This window comes from Pseudoalteromonas sp. Z9A6 (assembly GCF_011378805.1).
GTDB lineage: Bacteria > Pseudomonadota > Gammaproteobacteria > Enterobacterales > Alteromonadaceae > Pseudoalteromonas > Pseudoalteromonas distincta.
In genome coordinates, this window is record NZ_WTKZ01000043.1 from 1 (window position 1) to 17,040 (window position 17,040).

14 protein-coding genes and 1 pseudogene are annotated in these 17,040 nt (G+C 38.6%); 10 read left to right on the forward strand and 5 right to left on the reverse strand.

Translation table 11 applies throughout. From position 1 onward, the window contains the following. Nucleotides 1-7 precede the first annotated feature (7 nt). Complete coding sequence (locus tag GQR53_RS14830) at nucleotides 8-466, reverse strand: hypothetical protein (RefSeq protein WP_165744343.1); 459 nt, start codon at nucleotides 464-466, stop codon at nucleotides 8-10. 103 nt (nucleotides 467-569) lie between these two features. Next, a complete protein-coding gene (locus GQR53_RS14835; RefSeq protein ID WP_165744344.1) occupies nucleotides 570-1,994 on the reverse strand; it encodes a sodium-dependent transporter in 1,425 nt (474 codons plus the stop codon). Nucleotides 1,995-2,183: 189 nt separating this feature from the next. Between GQR53_RS14835 and GQR53_RS14840 the strand changes: the two genes are divergently transcribed. From GQR53_RS14840 to GQR53_RS14865, 6 genes and pseudogenes are all read left to right on the forward strand, one after another. Then, nucleotides 2,184-2,486, forward strand: a complete 303-nt coding sequence (locus tag GQR53_RS14840) for a YciI family protein (RefSeq protein WP_206013296.1) — start codon at nucleotides 2,184-2,186, stop codon at nucleotides 2,484-2,486. A gap of 162 nt (nucleotides 2,487-2,648) precedes the next feature. Then, nucleotides 2,649-2,906: a PepSY domain-containing protein gene (locus GQR53_RS14845; RefSeq protein ID WP_165744345.1), complete on the forward strand. Its 258-nt coding sequence runs from the start codon at nucleotides 2,649-2,651 to the stop codon at nucleotides 2,904-2,906. 3 nt (nucleotides 2,907-2,909) lie between these two features. Then, nucleotides 2,910-3,584 (forward strand): response regulator transcription factor, encoded by a 675-nt coding sequence (locus GQR53_RS14850; RefSeq protein WP_002959806.1) that lies wholly within the window; start codon nucleotides 2,910-2,912, stop codon nucleotides 3,582-3,584. After that, complete coding sequence (locus tag GQR53_RS14855) at nucleotides 3,578-4,927, forward strand: ATP-binding protein (RefSeq protein ID WP_165744346.1); 1,350 nt, start codon at nucleotides 3,578-3,580, stop codon at nucleotides 4,925-4,927. The genes GQR53_RS14850 and GQR53_RS14855 overlap by 7 nt, the downstream gene beginning before the upstream one ends. Continuing rightward, a complete protein-coding gene (locus GQR53_RS14860) occupies nucleotides 4,914-5,324 on the forward strand; it encodes a hypothetical protein (protein WP_165744347.1) in 411 nt (136 codons plus the stop codon). Before GQR53_RS14855 ends, GQR53_RS14860 begins: the two co-directional genes overlap by 14 nt. 124 nt (nucleotides 5,325-5,448) lie before the next feature. Beyond that, nucleotides 5,449-6,514 (forward strand): annotated as a pseudogene (locus tag GQR53_RS14865) (FAD-dependent oxidoreductase). Nucleotides 6,515-6,583: 69 nt separating this feature from the next. On the opposite strand, the gene GQR53_RS14870 reads toward GQR53_RS14865, so the two are convergent. Next, nucleotides 6,584-7,621, reverse strand: a complete 1,038-nt coding sequence (locus GQR53_RS14870) for an AI-2E family transporter (protein WP_165744348.1) — start codon at nucleotides 7,619-7,621, stop codon at nucleotides 6,584-6,586. A gap of 171 nt (nucleotides 7,622-7,792) precedes the next feature. Between GQR53_RS14870 and GQR53_RS14875 the strand changes: the two genes are divergently transcribed. After that, entirely contained in the window at nucleotides 7,793-8,683 is an 891-nt protein-coding gene (locus tag GQR53_RS14875) for a TIGR01777 family oxidoreductase (RefSeq protein WP_165744349.1), read from the forward strand. A gap of 155 nt (nucleotides 8,684-8,838) precedes the next feature. After that, on the forward strand, nucleotides 8,839-10,002 hold the full coding sequence (locus GQR53_RS14880; RefSeq protein WP_165744350.1) for a GGDEF domain-containing protein: 1,164 nt from the start codon (nucleotides 8,839-8,841) through the stop codon (nucleotides 10,000-10,002). 87 nt (nucleotides 10,003-10,089) lie between these two features. On the opposite strand, the gene GQR53_RS14885 is transcribed toward GQR53_RS14880, so the two are convergent. Further along, the gene (locus GQR53_RS14885) at nucleotides 10,090-12,642 is read right to left on the reverse strand and encodes a glycoside hydrolase family 3 N-terminal domain-containing protein (RefSeq protein ID WP_165744351.1); all 2,553 of its coding nucleotides are present in this window, start codon (nucleotides 12,640-12,642) and stop codon (nucleotides 10,090-10,092) included. Beyond that, nucleotides 12,642-13,916 carry a sugar MFS transporter gene (locus tag GQR53_RS14890; protein ID WP_002959789.1) on the reverse strand — a complete coding sequence of 425 codons (1,275 nt, stop codon included), beginning with the start codon at nucleotides 13,914-13,916 and terminating at the stop codon, nucleotides 12,642-12,644. The genes GQR53_RS14885 and GQR53_RS14890 overlap by 1 nt, the downstream gene beginning before the upstream one ends. A gap of 267 nt (nucleotides 13,917-14,183) precedes the next feature. Here GQR53_RS14890 and GQR53_RS14895 point away from each other — a divergent pair, with 267 nt between their 5' ends. Further along, nucleotides 14,184-15,512 (forward strand): GH1 family beta-glucosidase, encoded by a 1,329-nt coding sequence (locus GQR53_RS14895; protein WP_165744352.1) that lies wholly within the window; start codon nucleotides 14,184-14,186, stop codon nucleotides 15,510-15,512. 46 nt (nucleotides 15,513-15,558) lie between these two features. After that, on the forward strand, nucleotides 15,559-16,887 hold the full coding sequence (locus GQR53_RS14900) for an MFS transporter (RefSeq protein ID WP_165744353.1): 1,329 nt from the start codon (nucleotides 15,559-15,561) through the stop codon (nucleotides 16,885-16,887). The last annotated feature ends 153 nt before the right edge of the window (nucleotides 16,888-17,040 follow it).

The following is a 17,040-nucleotide window of genomic DNA, read 5'->3' on the forward strand; positions in this document are numbered from 1 at the left end:
ACTTAATCTAGCCAAAACAAGTTATGCACTTACAATTTGAATCTAGGCAATTTAACTTTTCGCTACGCCCTACAAACTCTTCTTTGCTTAATCTATTAACGCACTTCAGCGCGTTTTTAGTTGCAAAGTATCTATCATAACTTAGGCTTCTTTCGCATTTAACACTATACGTTGAGGGCCAAGAGCCACCTGCCCCCGTTGCTATGCCAACAACGTTACATGTAGCGTCTATATACGGCTCCCATGCTATTATTTGTGCTTTAACTGCATCAACTTGGTAATCATCAGTTAGTTGTGGGTAAATTTCATCCATCATTTTACTGATTTTAGTTTTGTACCTATTACCCTCTAAATTATAAATTTTGCCAGTGTGCATTGCACCGCCTTCTGGCCAACCATCAGCGCTTTGTGCAAATGCGCCAAATGATGAAATAGCAAAAGCAAACCCGATAATAATTTTATTCATTTTTAAATCCTTTTAACAGATACCTGTAGAAACGCTCATAAAAAATGCCGCAGAGCTTAGCTGAGCGGCATTATATTATTCAATAAGCTTTAAAGAGGTCTATTTAAAAGCCAAATATTTTTAAGTGGAAAAACTTAGTCGCCACTGTATTAATAAATATCACAGCTAAAATAACAGGAATAAACGTTGAAAGTGAAAAGTTAACGTATTTTTCCATAAAGCTTCCCGCATAATTAGGCGAACCTAAGCTTAGCTCTTGTGTTAAGCGTGCTTTTTTCCAGCGATACATTACAAATAAACACACCATTAAGCCATTAAGCGGTAAAATTGTGTCGTAAAATACATCAACAATAATATCAAAGAAGCTCTTATTAACGCCGCCATAACTGGTGAACGAAGTAAGGCTGTCAATCATACCAAACGACATTGTACATAAAATAGTAAGTACGCCGGTTGAAAGTGTAAGGATGCCCAATGCTTTTTTACGGCTAATACCTTTGCGGTCACTTAGGGTTGCAGTCGGGACTTCTACTATTGAAACAAGTGAGGTAATTGCTGCAAAAAATACTAATAAAAAGAATGAGAATGCAACAATAGATGCACCTACATAGCCAATATCATTTTGCAGTGCTAATAAGATTTTAGGTAGGTATACAAAAATCATCGATACAGACGAGTCAGAAAGTGCTGCAGGGTCTGTATTTGGATCAAAACTAAATATAGCGGGTAGCACCATTAAACCAGCTACAAACGCAACAAGTGAGTCAGTAATAGCAACCATTTTAGCGCTACTGACAATGTCATCCTTTTTAGAAATATAAGATGCGTAAGTCATTAAGATACCCATGCCCAAAGATAGCGAGAAAAACGCTTGGCTTAATGCGCCATTTAAGACACTTGCATTCATTTTAGAAAAATCAGGAATAATATAGTATTTAACACCGGCCATTGCGTTATCAAGCGTTAATACATAAATAACGAGGGCAAGCAGCATAACCAATAAAGCGGGCATTAAAAACTTAGCGGCTTTTTCTATGCCCTGCTTAACACCGCCTAATAAAATTAAGTTCACCATAATAACCACAACGGCCATATAACCAAACACAGTGTAACTATTGATAAAAACACCAAAGTGGCCGGGATCAGCTAATAAATCTAAATTACCTAGGCCTGTTTGCGTTAAATAGCCAAAAATCCAAACCGTAATTACCATATAAAATACAGCAATCATAAATGGTGTAAGCACGGCTAAAAAGCCTGCAAACTTCCATTTTTTATCGTTATTTGATAATAGCTTATACGAACCAAGTGGATCTTTTTGAGCGTTACGACCCATTGCCATTTCAGCCATCATGACTGGTAAACAAATGAATACGACAAATAAAGCGTAAATTAATAAAAATGCGCCGCCGCCATTTTTAGTAGCAGAAACCGGAAAGCCAACTAAATTACCAATACCTACAGCCGAACCTGCCGCCGCTAATATGAATCCGAGACGGGAACTAAATCGTTCTCTATTTTCGCTCATGCTTGAAACCTTTTTATTATTTTGTATATTTCAGCGACTCTACCAGTGTTACACAGAGATTTTCAAGCAATTACAGTGTAAAAATAAAATCGATGTGTAAACCTGTGTAAATACGCTTTTAATTCACCAATTTTCAACGCTGTGGTAGTATTGCGTTAATCAAATTTAACAATTTTTATGAGATTACTTATGTTGTACATGATTCATTCAACAGACGTTGAAAATAGCTTAGAGCTTAGAAAAGCAGCACGCCCTGCACATTTAGCGCGCCTTAGTGAGCTTGATTCTCAAAATCGTTTACTTACCGCAGGTCCGTTTCCGGCAGTCGATAGTGAAGATCCTCAAGAAGCAGGTTTTACCGGTTCATTAGTTGTTGCTGAGTTTGAGTCAATTGAAGCCGCTCGAGAATGGGCAGCAGCTGACCCTTACGTTGCCGCTGGCATCTATGAAAATACAGTTGTTAAACCTTTCAAAAAAGTGTTCCGTGCTTAAAAGTGTATTAAACCCTAAGAGCGTGCGTTGCACTGTAATTCAGGGTTTGTTCACAAGATTTTAATTAAAATTACTGAGATAAAAGCGAATTTAGCGTTTTTACTTGAATTTTAGTAACTTAGTTAATTAAACTAAGTGGGTCTGGTCTAGGAGTTTTCCATTATGCGCGTATTATTAAGCCTCGGTTTTATTGCTTGTGTTAGCTTAGCTAACATTGCTCAAGCAGCGACGGCCACCCAAGCATCTCATGCTGAGGTGGACAAAAAGAAAGCCGTAATACTTGCAAAGAAAACAATAGGCGGTAAGACCTTAAAAATTACCGAAAAAACAGATTTTTATACCGTACGAATACTCAAATCTGACGGCCACGTCGTTGATTTACATATAAATAAAAAAACCGGCGAAGTGAAAAAGGATTAACAAATGCGAATTTTAGTTATTGAAGACGATTTACATTTAGCAGATAACCTACGTAATGCTTTAGAAAAAGAACGTTACAGCGTGGATTTATGTCACGATGGTGAAGCAGGTCTTTTCCACATTACAGAATACCCGCTTGATATGGCCGTAGTTGATTTAGGTTTACCTAAAATAGACGGTATTGAGCTAATCAATAAAGCACGAGCACAGGGCATTACTATTCCTATTTTAATCTTAACAGCGCGCGATCGCTGGCAGGATAAAGTAGAAGGTTTAGATGCAGGTGCTGATGACTACCTTACCAAACCATTTCATGTTGAAGAACTTATTGCACGTTGTAATGCATTAATTCGTCGCAGTGCTGGTAAAGCAAATCCAGAAATGACTGCGGGCCCAATTAAAATTCATACACGTTCTCAACAAGTATGGGTTGATGATAAAGAGCTTAGCCTTACAGCTTACGAGTATAAAGTACTTGAATACTTAATGGTAAATCCGCAAAAAGTAATTTCTAAATCAGAACTTACTGAGCATATTTACGACCAAGATTTCGATCTTGATTCAAACGTAATTGAAGTATTTGTACTACGTTTGCGTAAAAAGCTTGACCCTGATGGTGTGCTAAACCCAGTAGAGACACTACGTGGGCGTGGTTACAGGCTTAAAAGCCAGTGGTAATACCGCAAATATCGTTAAAAATAAGGCAAGGATTTATCCTTGTCTTTGTTTTATTAGTCGCGCTCCCTATCTTATTTTATTCAATTGGCAAAGCGTATTACGCTTCACTTGTTGATGCGACTGAAAAAACTCTCGAAGCACAGCTTTACTCGCTAATATCTGAAGTCGACTTTACTGAGCATGGTATTATTATGCCCAGCACTATTTTAGCGCCTGAGTTAAACAGATTAAATTCAGATACCTACGCAATGATTTACCGCGATGATGATCCTGTTTGGAACTCAGAATCGGCTGTAAACTTAAACTATGTACCAGAGCAAATAGAAACCAAAGCCGGTGCTGCCGATTTCAGGCGCGTGGAGTATAATAACACCGCGTACTGGCAACTTAGCCTGACTGTAATTTTAAATAACATAGATCAATCAGAACAAGCTCGCTTTATATTAGTTAAACGTAATGACGCTCTACTTCGTTTAATGGATGGTTTTAAGCAAACCCTTGTAGATTGGATGTTTATAATGGGCATTGCAATTGCAGGCCTGATGGCGATTGGTTTTATTTGGAGCGCTCGCCCACTCCAACGACTCGATAAAGAAATAAAAGCAATTGAATCGGGTGATATTCAAGAAATTAAAGGCCTCTACCCTGTAGAACTGCAAACAATAAAAGCAGACCTAAACTTGCTACTTGAGTCTCAACAACGCCAAAAAGAGCGTTACAGAGCCTCATTAAGCGACCTTGCTCATGCACTTAAAACACCGCTTGCGGTGCTAAAATCAAGTCCATTGGCAAACGATGCCGATGCACAAGAACAACTCGACCGAATTAATGTGATGATCGAGCACCAATTAAAGCGTGCTGCAACCGGTGCATCAGACACCTGGAAAAAACAAACACCTATTAAGCCAGTACTCGATTCAATACTCAGTGCTATGGCAAAAGTGTACCGTGATAAAGATATTATTTTTACCTGCACCGTAACCGAAAAAGATTACTTTTTAGGTGACCAAACAGATTTAATGGAATTACTTGGCAATCTGATTGATAACGCCTGTAAAGCGTGTCGCTCACAAGTAGCAATACAAGTAGCAATACAAGTTATTCAAAGCAAAACTTTGTGTATTGGAATTAGCGATGATGGCCCTGGCGTACCAGAGGATAAACGTGAATCTCTACTTACACGGGGTACTCGTCTGGATACATACGAAAGTGGACACGGCGTTGGGATGGCAATTGTATCTGACTTGGTTAAGTCCTATCGCGGTACACTTACCATTACAGAAGCTGATAACTTAGGCGGCGCTCAATTTATTTTAGAGTTTAATTACAATGACAAAAAGTAACCATTTATTACAACTAACTGCCATTGTGTTATTAGCTTCAAGCCAATACAGCTTTGCAGATGAGGCATGTACTTTAGCCGCTAAAGCAACAACCGATGAAGCTAAGCGATATATTCAATGCCTAGATAGCCAAATTGATAAAGCAAAACAAGCACAAGGCAGTTGGATACAAAAGCGTAAATATGAGCTCACTAAATCACAAGAAAGCACAGGCAATACGCAAGTGCTGCCGTTATTTATGCGCAGCATTAAAAATAATGAAAAGTACCTTGAGAGCGCCTGCCAATGGCGTTACTTAATAAAACTTCCTAATGCGACAACCGCAGCCATTAGCTATAAACTGTGTGAAATTGAGCTTATAAATCAATTTACAGAATCACTAAAACACCCATTTTAACGTAACTTAAGCACACTAAACTAGTTACGTTTCTTTACTCGTTTCCTTTAGCTTACTTGACAATTTATTAATATCAAAACAAACTACCTACTAGTAGATTGCTAAATAACTAATAGGTAAACAAATGACTAAACCAGTAATTATTATAGGTGGCGGACTTGCTGGTTTATACAGTGTGTATAAATTACAACTACTTATTATTAGAAGCTAAATCGCAGTTAGGTGGCCGAATTTTTGCCGCGCAATCACAAATAAATAACGATATTAGTTTTGATTTGGGTCCTACGTGGATATTTCCCCACCAACCAAAAATTCAAGCGCTATTAAAGTCACTCAACTTAAGTATATTTGAGCAATACAATAAAGGAGATGTGTTATATCAAGCACCTAACTCAAAGCAACCTCAACAAATTGCAGGTGCTGGAGATATGCAACTATTTAGACTCAAACACGGCATGAATACCTTAATAACTGCCTTATATGAGCAACTTAATCCTGATTCAATATTATTAGAACACAATGTCACTGAGCTTAAAAAGAACGATAATAGCTGGCAAGTTACTGTTAATCACTTAGGCAATATAAAGCACTTTACTACTGGCAAATTAATTTCAGCAATTCCTCCTCGTATGGTTACAACGCATTTAACACCTGAACTATGGGCGACTCCAACACTCATAAACCGCCTCAATAGTGTACCTACATGGATGGCAGGACAAGCCAAATTTATAGCTACTTTTGAACATGCATTTTGGCGTGATAAAAACTTATCTGGGCAATGCTTTAGCCGCGTAGGCCCTATGGTCGAAATTCACGATGCCAGTGCTGAGGATAGTAATTACGCCGCATTATTTGGCTTTATAGGTGTCCCCTACTTATCACGAAACCAAGTAACTCAAGAGCAATTAATTCAAGCCTGTGCCCAACAGCTCAGCTACTTTTATGGTAAGGATTCTGAAAAGGCAACCGGATACTTTATTAAAGACTGGGCAGAGGATAAATTTGTAGCTAATAGAGACGATCAAACTCAGCCTTCACAGCACCCAGAATTTGATTTTTCAAACTTGGAAGAGCAATTAAGTAACCTCAACATTCATTTTGTAGCGAGTGAGTTTGCAAAACAAGAAGCAGGATATTTAGAAGGCGCAATAAACGCTGTGGATGACGCTATTAAATCGTTTGTTAATTAATTGCCCTGTATTTATTGATAACTTAACCATCAAGGGCTTTAATTTTACAGCCCTTGATGGTTATAAATGTTAGTTATTTTTAGTAACGTCTTCACCACTGCCCATTAAAGTGGCAACCCACTTGCCCTCTGCACTGGCTTCTAGGGCTATTTTTACAATCATTGTTAATGGTACAGATAAAAGCATACCCACAGTACCTAATAACCAGCCCCAAAATATTAATGATAAAAACACCACTAACGTTGAAAGACCCAGCCCTTTACCCAAAAATTTAGGCTCTACAATATTACCCATTACCGTATTTATTGTTAAATATCCTGCAGCAACAAGTCCTGCCACTAACGGGCCTTGAGTAATAAGGGCAAGTAATATAGCTGGTACAGCCGCAATAATTGAACCTATATTTGGAATGTAATTGAACATAAATGCCAACACGCCCCAAAGCACGAAGTAGTCAACGTCTAAAATCCATAAATAAAACGCAGCAATAATACCCGTCCCTAAACTTACTAGCGTTTTAATTGCCAAGTATGAATTAATGGATTCTAAAAAGCGGTCAATTTGCTTCATTTTACTATCAGGGTCTTCAAGTGCCATATGTATTTTCTTGCTCAGCATTGGCCCTTCAAACAGCATAAAAACAACCGTTAAAATAATTAAAAACATGTTTGCCATTACGCCACCTAACCCAGTGAGCATATTAGTGGCCACATCAACCATTTTGCCAGGGTCGAACATATTAATTAACTGATCTTTATTGATCAATATGTTGTATTGAGATGCTAAATCGACCAGCCACACAAATTCTTCTTTAAGTTGTGTTTTATACTCAGGAAGCTGCTGAGAAAAATCGTTGATAGATTGCCCTACAAGCCCACCAAGGCTTACACCTAAGCCAACTATAATAAGCACTACCAGCATAACAGCAATGCCTTTAGGAATTTTGTAGCGCGCAAAAAACTTGATAAGCGGGTTACAAATAATGGCAATAAATGCCGCCAAAATAAACGGAATAATAATTACACTCGCGGCTTTTATTCCGGCGAGTACCACTACTAAGGAAGCAAAAACTATTAAGCTTTTATTCACTCCAGTTAAACTTGCCAATTTATTAATCCTTTTATTAACTATATCGCCCCAGTGTAAGGCAAAAGGTAATTAAATGAAATAATTACGAAGTGATCATAAAAGCCTGTTGTACGTATAAATTTGCAAAGCCGTTTGCTAGCGAGTATGTTTTTTTAATCACTTGCTTCTATTTTATTGTAAGGATTAATAATGCATATATTTATAACTGGCGCGACCGGATTAATTGGTAAGCACTTATGCCCTTTTTTACTTCATCATAATACTGTTACTGTACTTAGCCGCAATCCAACTAAAGCAAATGTATTATTAGGCCACAAAGTTAAAGCCGTAAGTGACATTAGTGATGTTGATTTTAACACTGTTGATATCGTTATTAATCTTGCTGGCGAGCCGATTGTAAATAAACGCTGGAGCGACAAACAAAAGCAAATAATACGAAACAGCCGTATTGATATTACACAGCAAATTAGTGAAGCTATTAAAGCCTGTAGTTCTCCCCCGCATACCTTTATATCTGGAAGTGCCGTCGGTTTTTATGGTCGACAAAATAGTAATCATATCGATGAAACGTTTGAGAGCCCACACAATGAATTTAGCCACCAGCTTTGTAAAGACTGGGAAAGTGCAGCACTACTTGCACAATCAGAACAAACTAGAGTATGCCTTTTGCGCACCGGTATTGTTTTAGCTAAAAAAGGAGGTGCACTTGGAAAAATGTTGCCTGCTTTTAAATTGTGTTTAGGCGGCCCGATTGGTAACGGCGAGCAAGGTATGTCGTGGATACACATAGACGATATGATTCAGCTAATACTCTTTATTATTAAACACCCAGAAATATCAGGCCCTGTTAACGCAACAGCACCCAACCCTGTAAGCAATGCTCAATTTAGTAAAAGCTTAGGCGAGGCGCTCTCTCGACCTGCATTTATTCCTATGCCCACTGCAGCACTTAAACTATTAATGGGTGAAATGTCAGACTTATTAACAACGGGGCAATTTGTAGTCCCTAAAAAGGCACTCGTTCACAATTATCGTTTTCATCATCCTGATATAAAATCGGCTTTAGAGAGCTTGGTTTAGCGGGCGTTAATATTCGTTCAGTTAAAATCTTTTTCAAATTAGATACATGGGTAGATTACTACTTTTTACCCATATTGACCTTTAAACATTAATACATAATAATCAGCACGTTTTCCACGCCAACCACGCCTATCTTTAATAAAAGAGAATCTTAAATGCTACACCTGCCTACAGTGATCAGTCTCTCTTTCATTCTTAACGTATTAATAGGCCTATTTTTTTTATCTTTACATAACTTTAAAAAACAAACATCATTTTTATTATTTGGCCTAGCGTGTATCACTTTTGCATTTGCCGAATTACTTGCCTGTTTAAAGTTAGTAATAGACGTGCCTTTTATTACACACTATTTGGCTGATATTTTTATATTACTAAGTCCATTTTTAATTATTGTTGGATTACATAAATATAAACACAGCAAACCATTAAACTTAGTGCCACTGTATTATTTGCTTGGCTTTACAGCGCTGACCTTACTGCCCATATATCCTTATTCAGCAGGGCAAATGCTAACAAGTTTTGTTATTTCGGGCCTATACCTCTACTCAGCTTACATTATTAAAAGTATGAGCTTTGTAGCAACGTTGCAGAAAAAAGCGCTTGTTGTGTGCTTTTTAATTCATACCCTTTTAATGCTCACACAAACAACATTACTCGCAATTCCTTACCTGGGTGCTAATTCAGCTAATTACCTTGAATCACTCCAGTTTATTTTAAGTAGCCATTTAATTTTAGCTACTTGCAGCGCACTTATATTGCCGTATCTGCTGGCTTCGAATACTGAACGTACGCTTTCAAGCCTTGCTAATACCGACACGCTCAGTCAATTACTTAACCGCCGTGGCTTTTTTACAAAAAGCAGGGAAGCACTAAGTAATCCTAAAAACATAGATAAAAATGTATCTGTTATTTTGCTCGATATTGACTTTTTTAAACGTGTAAACGATCAATTTGGCCACGAAATGGGCGATCAGGCAATTAAATGGATATCTCAACATATTAAAGAGCAATTTTTAAATGTGGGTATTAGTGCCAGAATTGGCGGAGAAGAATTTGCCATTTTACTGCCTGATTACAGCCTAAGTGCAGCAAAAAATGATGCAGAGCAATTACGAAAAAATATAAGTATCCAGCCTTTTTATCATGACGGACAACACATTAGCCTCTCGGTAAGCGCTGGAGTAAGTAATGCGATCAATGGTGAGGCTACAATAAAAGAGCTACTTGCTTATGCGGATAAACGCCTTTACTTAGCTAAAGAAACAGGCCGAGACAAAGTGGTTACCTTTGATGAAAAAAGCTTATTAATGCAAAGCTAATCGTCAAAGATAAACACGCCCTAATATCTACATAAAAAAAGCCCTTCATTCGAAGGGCTTTGGTATACACACAATAGAGTTTGTAAACTACCTACAAGAAAGTGTAGCCTCGTCCGCTTTATTTGGCACAAACTGAATATTAGCTACAGAAATTGATGCTTTACCATCGCTGTGTAAGCTAAATGGGCTTGTTAGGTTTGCAAAATTAACACCCTTATCAGCAAAACAACCTAAATCAATTGATACTGACTGCCATTTATTTCCAATGGTTTTATCCACTACGTTTGCTAAATCAATGCTTGCACCACACTCACCAGAACAAGTCATAGCAAGCGCTACATCGCTCGTTAGTGCTTCGTTTAATTTAATATCAAAGCTAATCACACCATTTGCCTCAACGTAGGCAATAGTATCTTCTGCAAAGCTTGTTACTATTTCAGCACTGGCTTTTTCTGCACCGCTGAAATTAAATTGGCGCGCGTCTTCTTGTACTGTTTTGTCCTCAGTACGGTATTTAATTGCACCAAATTCATGAGTACTACTCGATACATCTAAAAGCTCATCGCCCGATTTTAACAATAAGCGCCATGGTGCTACAGGTGCACCAACAAGTATATCCATACTCGTAAGCCCTGAGTTATCAAGTTTAGAGTCTTCATCAAGGTCGTCAGCTAATACATTTTTATCGCCGTACGTTAAACCAAAACCATAAGGAAGTAATGGATCGTAATTTTCATCGCCTTTATTAACCGTAGTTTGTACCGCCGATTTAGGCCAAGAAAACGATAGCTTACCTTTAAAGTTATTTTGAATGGTGCCGTCTGCTGCTTTTAATAAAACATCAGCAATACCTGCACCTTCTGTACCAGGTAACCATGCAGCTACAAACGCATCAGATGCATTAAGTTCGCTGTTAACCCACATAGGGCGACCTGAAATAAACACAGATATAACAGGGATACCTTGCTCTTTTAGCGAGTTTAAAAGTGCTAATGACTTTTTATTTCCACGTTCAAACTCAAGGTTATCTTTATCGCCGTGCCCTTCTGCGTATGGTTCTTCACCAAATACAACAATGGCAACATCAGGACGTTGTTCAAACGTACCATCTGCACTTAAAGTAACACTTCCACCTGCTGCAGATATTTGCTCTTCAAACCCTTTGTAAATTGACGTTGCTCCAGGGAAATCTGTATTTTTGTTATTAGTCCCTTGCCACGTAATACTCCAACCACCCGACTGTTTACCTATATTATCAGCACCATCACCCGCTACAAGTACGCGTTGATTAGCTGCGATAGGTAATAGGTTATTTTTATTTTTAAGCAATACAAGCGATTCGCGCACAGCTTGACGTGCGACTTCGCGATGCGCTTGCGCGCCAATAAGCTCTGTTTTACCCGAGTAAAGACGCTTAGCCGGACTTGGTTTATCAAATAACCCAGCGCGTAATTTAACGCGTAAAATACGTGCCACCGCATCATCAATGCGGCTCATACTTATTTTACCTGCTTTTACTTGTGCAATTGTATTTTCATATAGCGGCTTCCACGCGCCTGTTGGCACCATAAAAATATCAAGGCCAGCATTTACCGCTTCTGGGCAGCTTTCGTTAGTACAGCCTTTAATTTGACCATGGCCGTTCCAATCTCCCACTACAAAACCATCAAAACCCATACGTGTTTTTAATACATCTGTAAGTAAGTATTTATTGCCGTGATTTTTAACGCCATTCCAGCTATTAAAAGATGCCATAACAGATTGACTACCCGCCGACAAACCACCTACGTAACCTTGAGCATGAATATCAAATAGCGATTGCTCGCTGTCTATATTATTTCCCTGATCATCCCCATCAACGGTGCCGCCATCGCCAATAAAGTGCTTAACCGTGCTAATAACGCGCTTATCACTTAAAAAGTCGCCATCGGCTTTACCTTGCAATCCATTTACAATCGCTGCTGAGTAATCGTGAACAATTTTTGGATCTTCAGAATAGCCTTCGTACGTTCTGCCCCAACGGTCGTCTCGTACTACTGCTACAGTGGGTGCAAATACCCAATCTATCCCCGTAGCCATTACTTCTACTGCGGTAATAGACGCTATTTGCTCTATTAAATCTGGGTTATTAGCCGCGCCTAAACCAATATTATGTGGAAAAAGTGTCGCGCCAATTACGTTATTATGACCATGTACTGCATCGGTGCCCCACATAGTCGGAATTTTGCTGCCATCCACTGAGTCATCAATAGACGCTTGATACATTTTTTCTGCAAGTGCAACCCAATCCTCTGGCGTTGCATGCTTATCGCCATTAGGGAATGCACCACCGCCATTAAGATAAGAGCCAAAACCATATTTGCGCATGTCTTCAACGGTAATATCACGAATTTCTGGTTGAATCATTTGCGCTACTTTTTGCTCAAGCGTCATATTTTCTAAAAACGTGAGAATTTGAGCTTCAATAGCAGGGTCTTTTTTCACTGCAATTGAAAGCTTTGGCCAAATTTTCTCAAGCTTAGATTGCGCTTCAACATTTACTTTTTCAACATAGCTTTCGTTAGTACATCCGCTTAGTGCAGTAACACTTCCTACTAACGTTGCAATTGCTAATGCATTAAGTTTAAAAGTCGTTTTCATTATGATGGCTCCTTCACTAATACTGGTTTGCTGCCTCGTAGGCCGTAAAAAACAATAAATATGTAACATAAAATAGGTAAAACATACGAAAGTTGAACACCCACACTATCAGCAAGCGCACCTTGTAAAAGTGGCACTATTGCACCACCTACAATCGCCAAACACAAAATACCAGAGCCTTGAGCGGTATGCTTACCAAGTCCATTTAACGCTAAACTAAAAATAGTTGGGAACATAATAGAATTGAATAAACCAACCAATAGGATTGACCACATTGCTAATTGCCCCGACGTGCTCATGGCAATAATGACTAAAATAATAGCCATGGTTGCGTTAAAGCCAAGTACTTTACCAGCGGGTAGTTTTTGCATTACAGCAGCACCAATAAAACGCCCAACCATAGCACCACCAAAATAATAAGTGATGTAATGAGCTGCAACATTCTCTTTTAGCCCTGCTATATTTTCTTGTGCTAAAAAGCTTACTAAAAAGCTACCAATTGCCACTTCGGCGCCTACATACATAAATATACCCACAGCACCTAATACAAGATGGCGATACTGCCAAGCACTGCCTTCAATTGCTTCTGATTTTTCGGCTTCTGCTTTTTGCTCGCTCATAATGTCTGGTAATTTAAGCCAAGCAAAAATACCGGCTAGTAAAATAAGCATTGCAGCTAAAAGGAGGTAAGGAAGTTGAACTGACTCTGCATTTTGAGCCGGTGTTAAAAAGGCTTCTGACGCTGAGTCTAGAATTAACAGAGCACCAAATGATGGCGCAACAGTGGTACCTAATGCATTAAAAGCTTGGGTAAGCGTAAGTCGAGACGACGCAGTTTTTGGGGAGCCCAACAAACTTACGTAAGGATTAGCAGATACTTGCAATAACGTTATGCCGCTGGCAAGTACAAATAAAGCGAATAAAAATACAGGGTAACTATGTAAAGACGCTGCTGGGTAAAATAATATACACCCGACTGCTGCAATTAATAATCCAATCACGATGCCTTTTTTATAGCCCACCTTTTTAACTATATAACCACTTGGAAGTGACATTAAAAAGTAAGCGCCAAAAAAGCAAAACTGAACCAACATGGCTTGTACATACGTTAAGTTAAATACGGCTTTTAAGTGTGGGATTAAAATATCATTTAAGCAGGTTATAAATCCCCACATAAAAAATAATGTTGTTAGAGAAGTTAATGCAAAACTGTAATTTTTATCCTGATAGTTTTGCGACTGTGTGTGTGTTGTCACTGGTGCTGAACTTGCCATGTGTTCTCCGTATTTTATTATTATAAATCTATTCTTAAGCTGCCCTGTTTTAGTTTTCAGCTGTCTTTAAACCATCCAGAAGCATTAAAGAGTTGACCTAAGAATTAATAAACACTAACCTTAAATGTAAGCGCTTTCATATGCAATTAAATACGAACAAGCTGTATATTTCAACACTTTTTATTTTTTGTACCCTCATACAGCATTAATTAAGCAAAAACACAGAGCTGATTTCTCTGTAAATGACTAACAAAAGGTTTGTTATTAATGACAAAATTATCACTACCACCCCATTCACCGCTTTTATCTAAAAACTTTGTATACGGTGTGGCTACGGCTTCTTTTCAAATAGAAGGCGGATCACAAGATCGTCTCCCATGTATTTGGGACACTTTTTGCGATACACCCAATAAAATAGTCGATAGCTCAGACGGTCATACCGCGTGCGATCACTATAACCTTTGGCGTGATGATATAGACCTTATTGAGTCACTTGGCGTAGATGCTTACAGGCTTTCTATTTCATGGCCGCGCGTGATGACCCAAGAAGGAAAGTTAAATCCTGTAGGCGTTAAGTTTTATACTGATATTTTAGATGAGCTAAAACGTCGCAATATTAAAGCCTTTGTTACTTTGTACCACTGGGATTTACCGCAGCACCTTGAAGATGAAGGCGGTTGGCTTAACAGACAAACAGCTTACGCTTTTGAACATTACGTAAATTTAATTACCAAAGCCTTTGGCGATCGCGTTCACTCTTATGCCACATTGAATGAACCATTTTGTAGTGCGTTTTTAGGTTACGAAATTGGTATTCATGCCCCAGGTAAAGTGGGTAAAGAATATGGCCGTAAAGCAGCGCACCATTTATTATTAGCCCACGGACTCGCTATGAGCGTATTAAAGCAAAACTCGCCTAATACATTAAATGGCATAGTGCTTAACTTTACGCCGTGTTATAGCCTTACTCAAAGTGATGAAGACTTAAAAGCCACTGCATTTGCAGATGATTACCTTAATCAGTGGTATATCAAACCAATAATTGATGGCCAATATCCTGATATAATTAATCAATTACCATTAAACCATCAGCCTGAGATTTTTGAAGGCGACATGGAATTAATTTCGCAACCAATCGATTACCTAGGCATAAACTTTTATACCCGCCAAGTTTATAAGGCGCACCCTACTGATATTTATGAGCCTATTGCACCTACAGGCCCGCTAACTGATATGGGATGGGAAATTTACCCGCAATCGTTCACCGACTTGCTCGTATCGCTTAATAAAACATACACGCTACCGCCTATTTATATAACCGAAAATGGCGCAGCCATGCCCGATACTTATAATAATGGCGAAGTTAACGACTTAGATCGTTTAAGTTATTATAATACCCACTTAAACGCGGTTCATAATGCGATTGAACAAGGTGTTACTATTCATGGCTACTTTGCTTGGAGCTTAATGGATAACTTTGAATGGGCAGAAGGCTACTTAAAACGTTTTGGTATTGTGTATGTAGATTATAAGACGCAGCAACGCACTATCAAAAATAGTGGCTTAGCTTATAAAGAACTCATCTCTAAAAGATAAGAATATACCCATAACTAAAAACAAGTATAAAGCGGGATAAATAATCATGGTCAGTGTAAAAGAAAAAATAGCGTATGGCTTAGGCGACACCGCCAGTAATATTATTTTTCAAACAGTTATGATGTTTTTAATGCTGTACTACACAGACGTAGTGGGTTTATCACCCGCTGTTGTCGGTACTATGTTTTTAGCAGTACGTATTTTTGATGCCGTAACCGACCCATTAATGGGCAACCTTGCTGACAAAACACATACGCGCTGGGGGCACTTTCGCCCCTACCTACTTTGGCTTTCACTTCCTTTTGCCATTATTAGTATTTTAGCGTTTACTACGCCTAATTTAGAAGGCACCGATAAAATAGTTTACGCCTTTACTACTTACACACTCCTAATGGTGGCTTACACCGCTATCAATATTCCTTATTGTGCACTGGGCGGTGTACTTACAAGCGACGTAAAAGAGCGCGTGACTATTCAGTCTTACCGCTTTGTATTTGGTATGTTAGGCGGTGTAATAGTAGCGGGTTGTACTATGCCAATGGTTGAGTACTTTGGCCAAGGCGATGCAGCTAAGGGCTATCAATACACCATGACTGCAATGAGCATTTTAGGATTTGTACTGTTTTTACTTTGTTTTTTAGGCACAAAAGAGCGTATACAACAGCCAAAAGAGCAAAACATTCCTTTTACACAAAGTGTTAAAGCATTAATTAAAAACGATCAATGGCGAACGCTTTGCTTAGCTGCGTTCTTTTTACTTACCGGTCAAGTATTAAGGCTTACGCTTGCTGTTTACTACGTAAAATACTATTTAGGTCGAGACGATTTAATCACCCTCTTTATGACTCTAGGCGTTGCAGCAAGCATGCTAGGGTGTGCTTTAGCTCAACCGCTTGCAAAGCGCTTTTGTAAAATAAAAGCCTATATAAGCTTACAAGTTATTGCTGCCGCTATTTGCGGATTTAGCTACTTTATTAGTGAAGATCAATTAGTACTCGCATTTACAGCCTTTATTTTATGGAAATTCTTTTTAGATATGGCTACCCCACTGTTGTGGGCAAAAATGGCCGACACTATAGATTACGGGCATGAAAAAACTGGTGTACGCATTACCGGTTTAGTTTATTCAGGTGTCATATTTTTTATTAAAATGGGCGTGGCAGTAGGCGGCGCAATTGCAGGCTGGTTGTTATCTTTTTATAGCTATCAGGCTGATGTAGTACAAACTATTGATACTCAACACGGTATTTTGCTCTCATTTACTGTGTTACCTGCTTTTGGATCTTTATTTGTTGCCTACATAATGAAAAAATATACACTGACTAATCAGGTTGTTGAAAATATTCAATCTAAACTAACAACTAGGGTCTGTTGATCTTTCAAGGTTAAATTTGCAGCAGTCTGTTTGGTATTTAGGCAAGGCAGAGCCTATGTAGTGTGGTTATTCCCCATAAATGGGCGATAACGTAGCATTAATGCCAAACAGGCGCAGCCCAAAGGGTTCTTTCTAGGGGCTATTTACTCTTTG

Excerpts from the sequence above, each read along its gene's own strand:
- GQR53_RS14830 (WP_165744343.1), bottom strand. The coding sequence starts at position 466 with ATGAATAAAATTATTATCGGGTTTGCTTTTGCTATTTCATCATTTGGC.
- GQR53_RS14835 (WP_165744344.1), bottom strand. The coding sequence starts at position 1,994 with ATGAGCGAAAATAGAGAACGATTTAGTTCCCGTCTCGGATTCATATTA.
- GQR53_RS14840 (WP_206013296.1), top strand. The coding sequence starts at position 2,184 with ATGTTGTACATGATTCATTCAACAGACGTTGAAAATAGCTTAGAGCTT.
- GQR53_RS14845 (WP_165744345.1), top strand. The coding sequence starts at position 2,649 with ATGCGCGTATTATTAAGCCTCGGTTTTATTGCTTGTGTTAGCTTAGCT.
- GQR53_RS14850 (WP_002959806.1), top strand. The coding sequence starts at position 2,910 with ATGCGAATTTTAGTTATTGAAGACGATTTACATTTAGCAGATAACCTA.
- GQR53_RS14860 (WP_165744347.1), top strand. The coding sequence starts at position 4,914 with ATGACAAAAAGTAACCATTTATTACAACTAACTGCCATTGTGTTATTA.
- GQR53_RS14875 (WP_165744349.1), top strand. The coding sequence starts at position 7,793 with ATGCATATATTTATAACTGGCGCGACCGGATTAATTGGTAAGCACTTA.
- GQR53_RS14880 (WP_165744350.1), top strand. The coding sequence starts at position 8,839 with ATGCTACACCTGCCTACAGTGATCAGTCTCTCTTTCATTCTTAACGTA.
- GQR53_RS14885 (WP_165744351.1), bottom strand. The coding sequence starts at position 12,642 with ATGAAAACGACTTTTAAACTTAATGCATTAGCAATTGCAACGTTAGTA.
- GQR53_RS14890 (WP_002959789.1), bottom strand. The coding sequence starts at position 13,916 with ATGGCAAGTTCAGCACCAGTGACAACACACACACAGTCGCAAAACTAT.
- GQR53_RS14895 (WP_165744352.1), top strand. The coding sequence starts at position 14,184 with ATGACAAAATTATCACTACCACCCCATTCACCGCTTTTATCTAAAAAC.
- GQR53_RS14900 (WP_165744353.1), top strand. The coding sequence starts at position 15,559 with ATGGTCAGTGTAAAAGAAAAAATAGCGTATGGCTTAGGCGACACCGCC.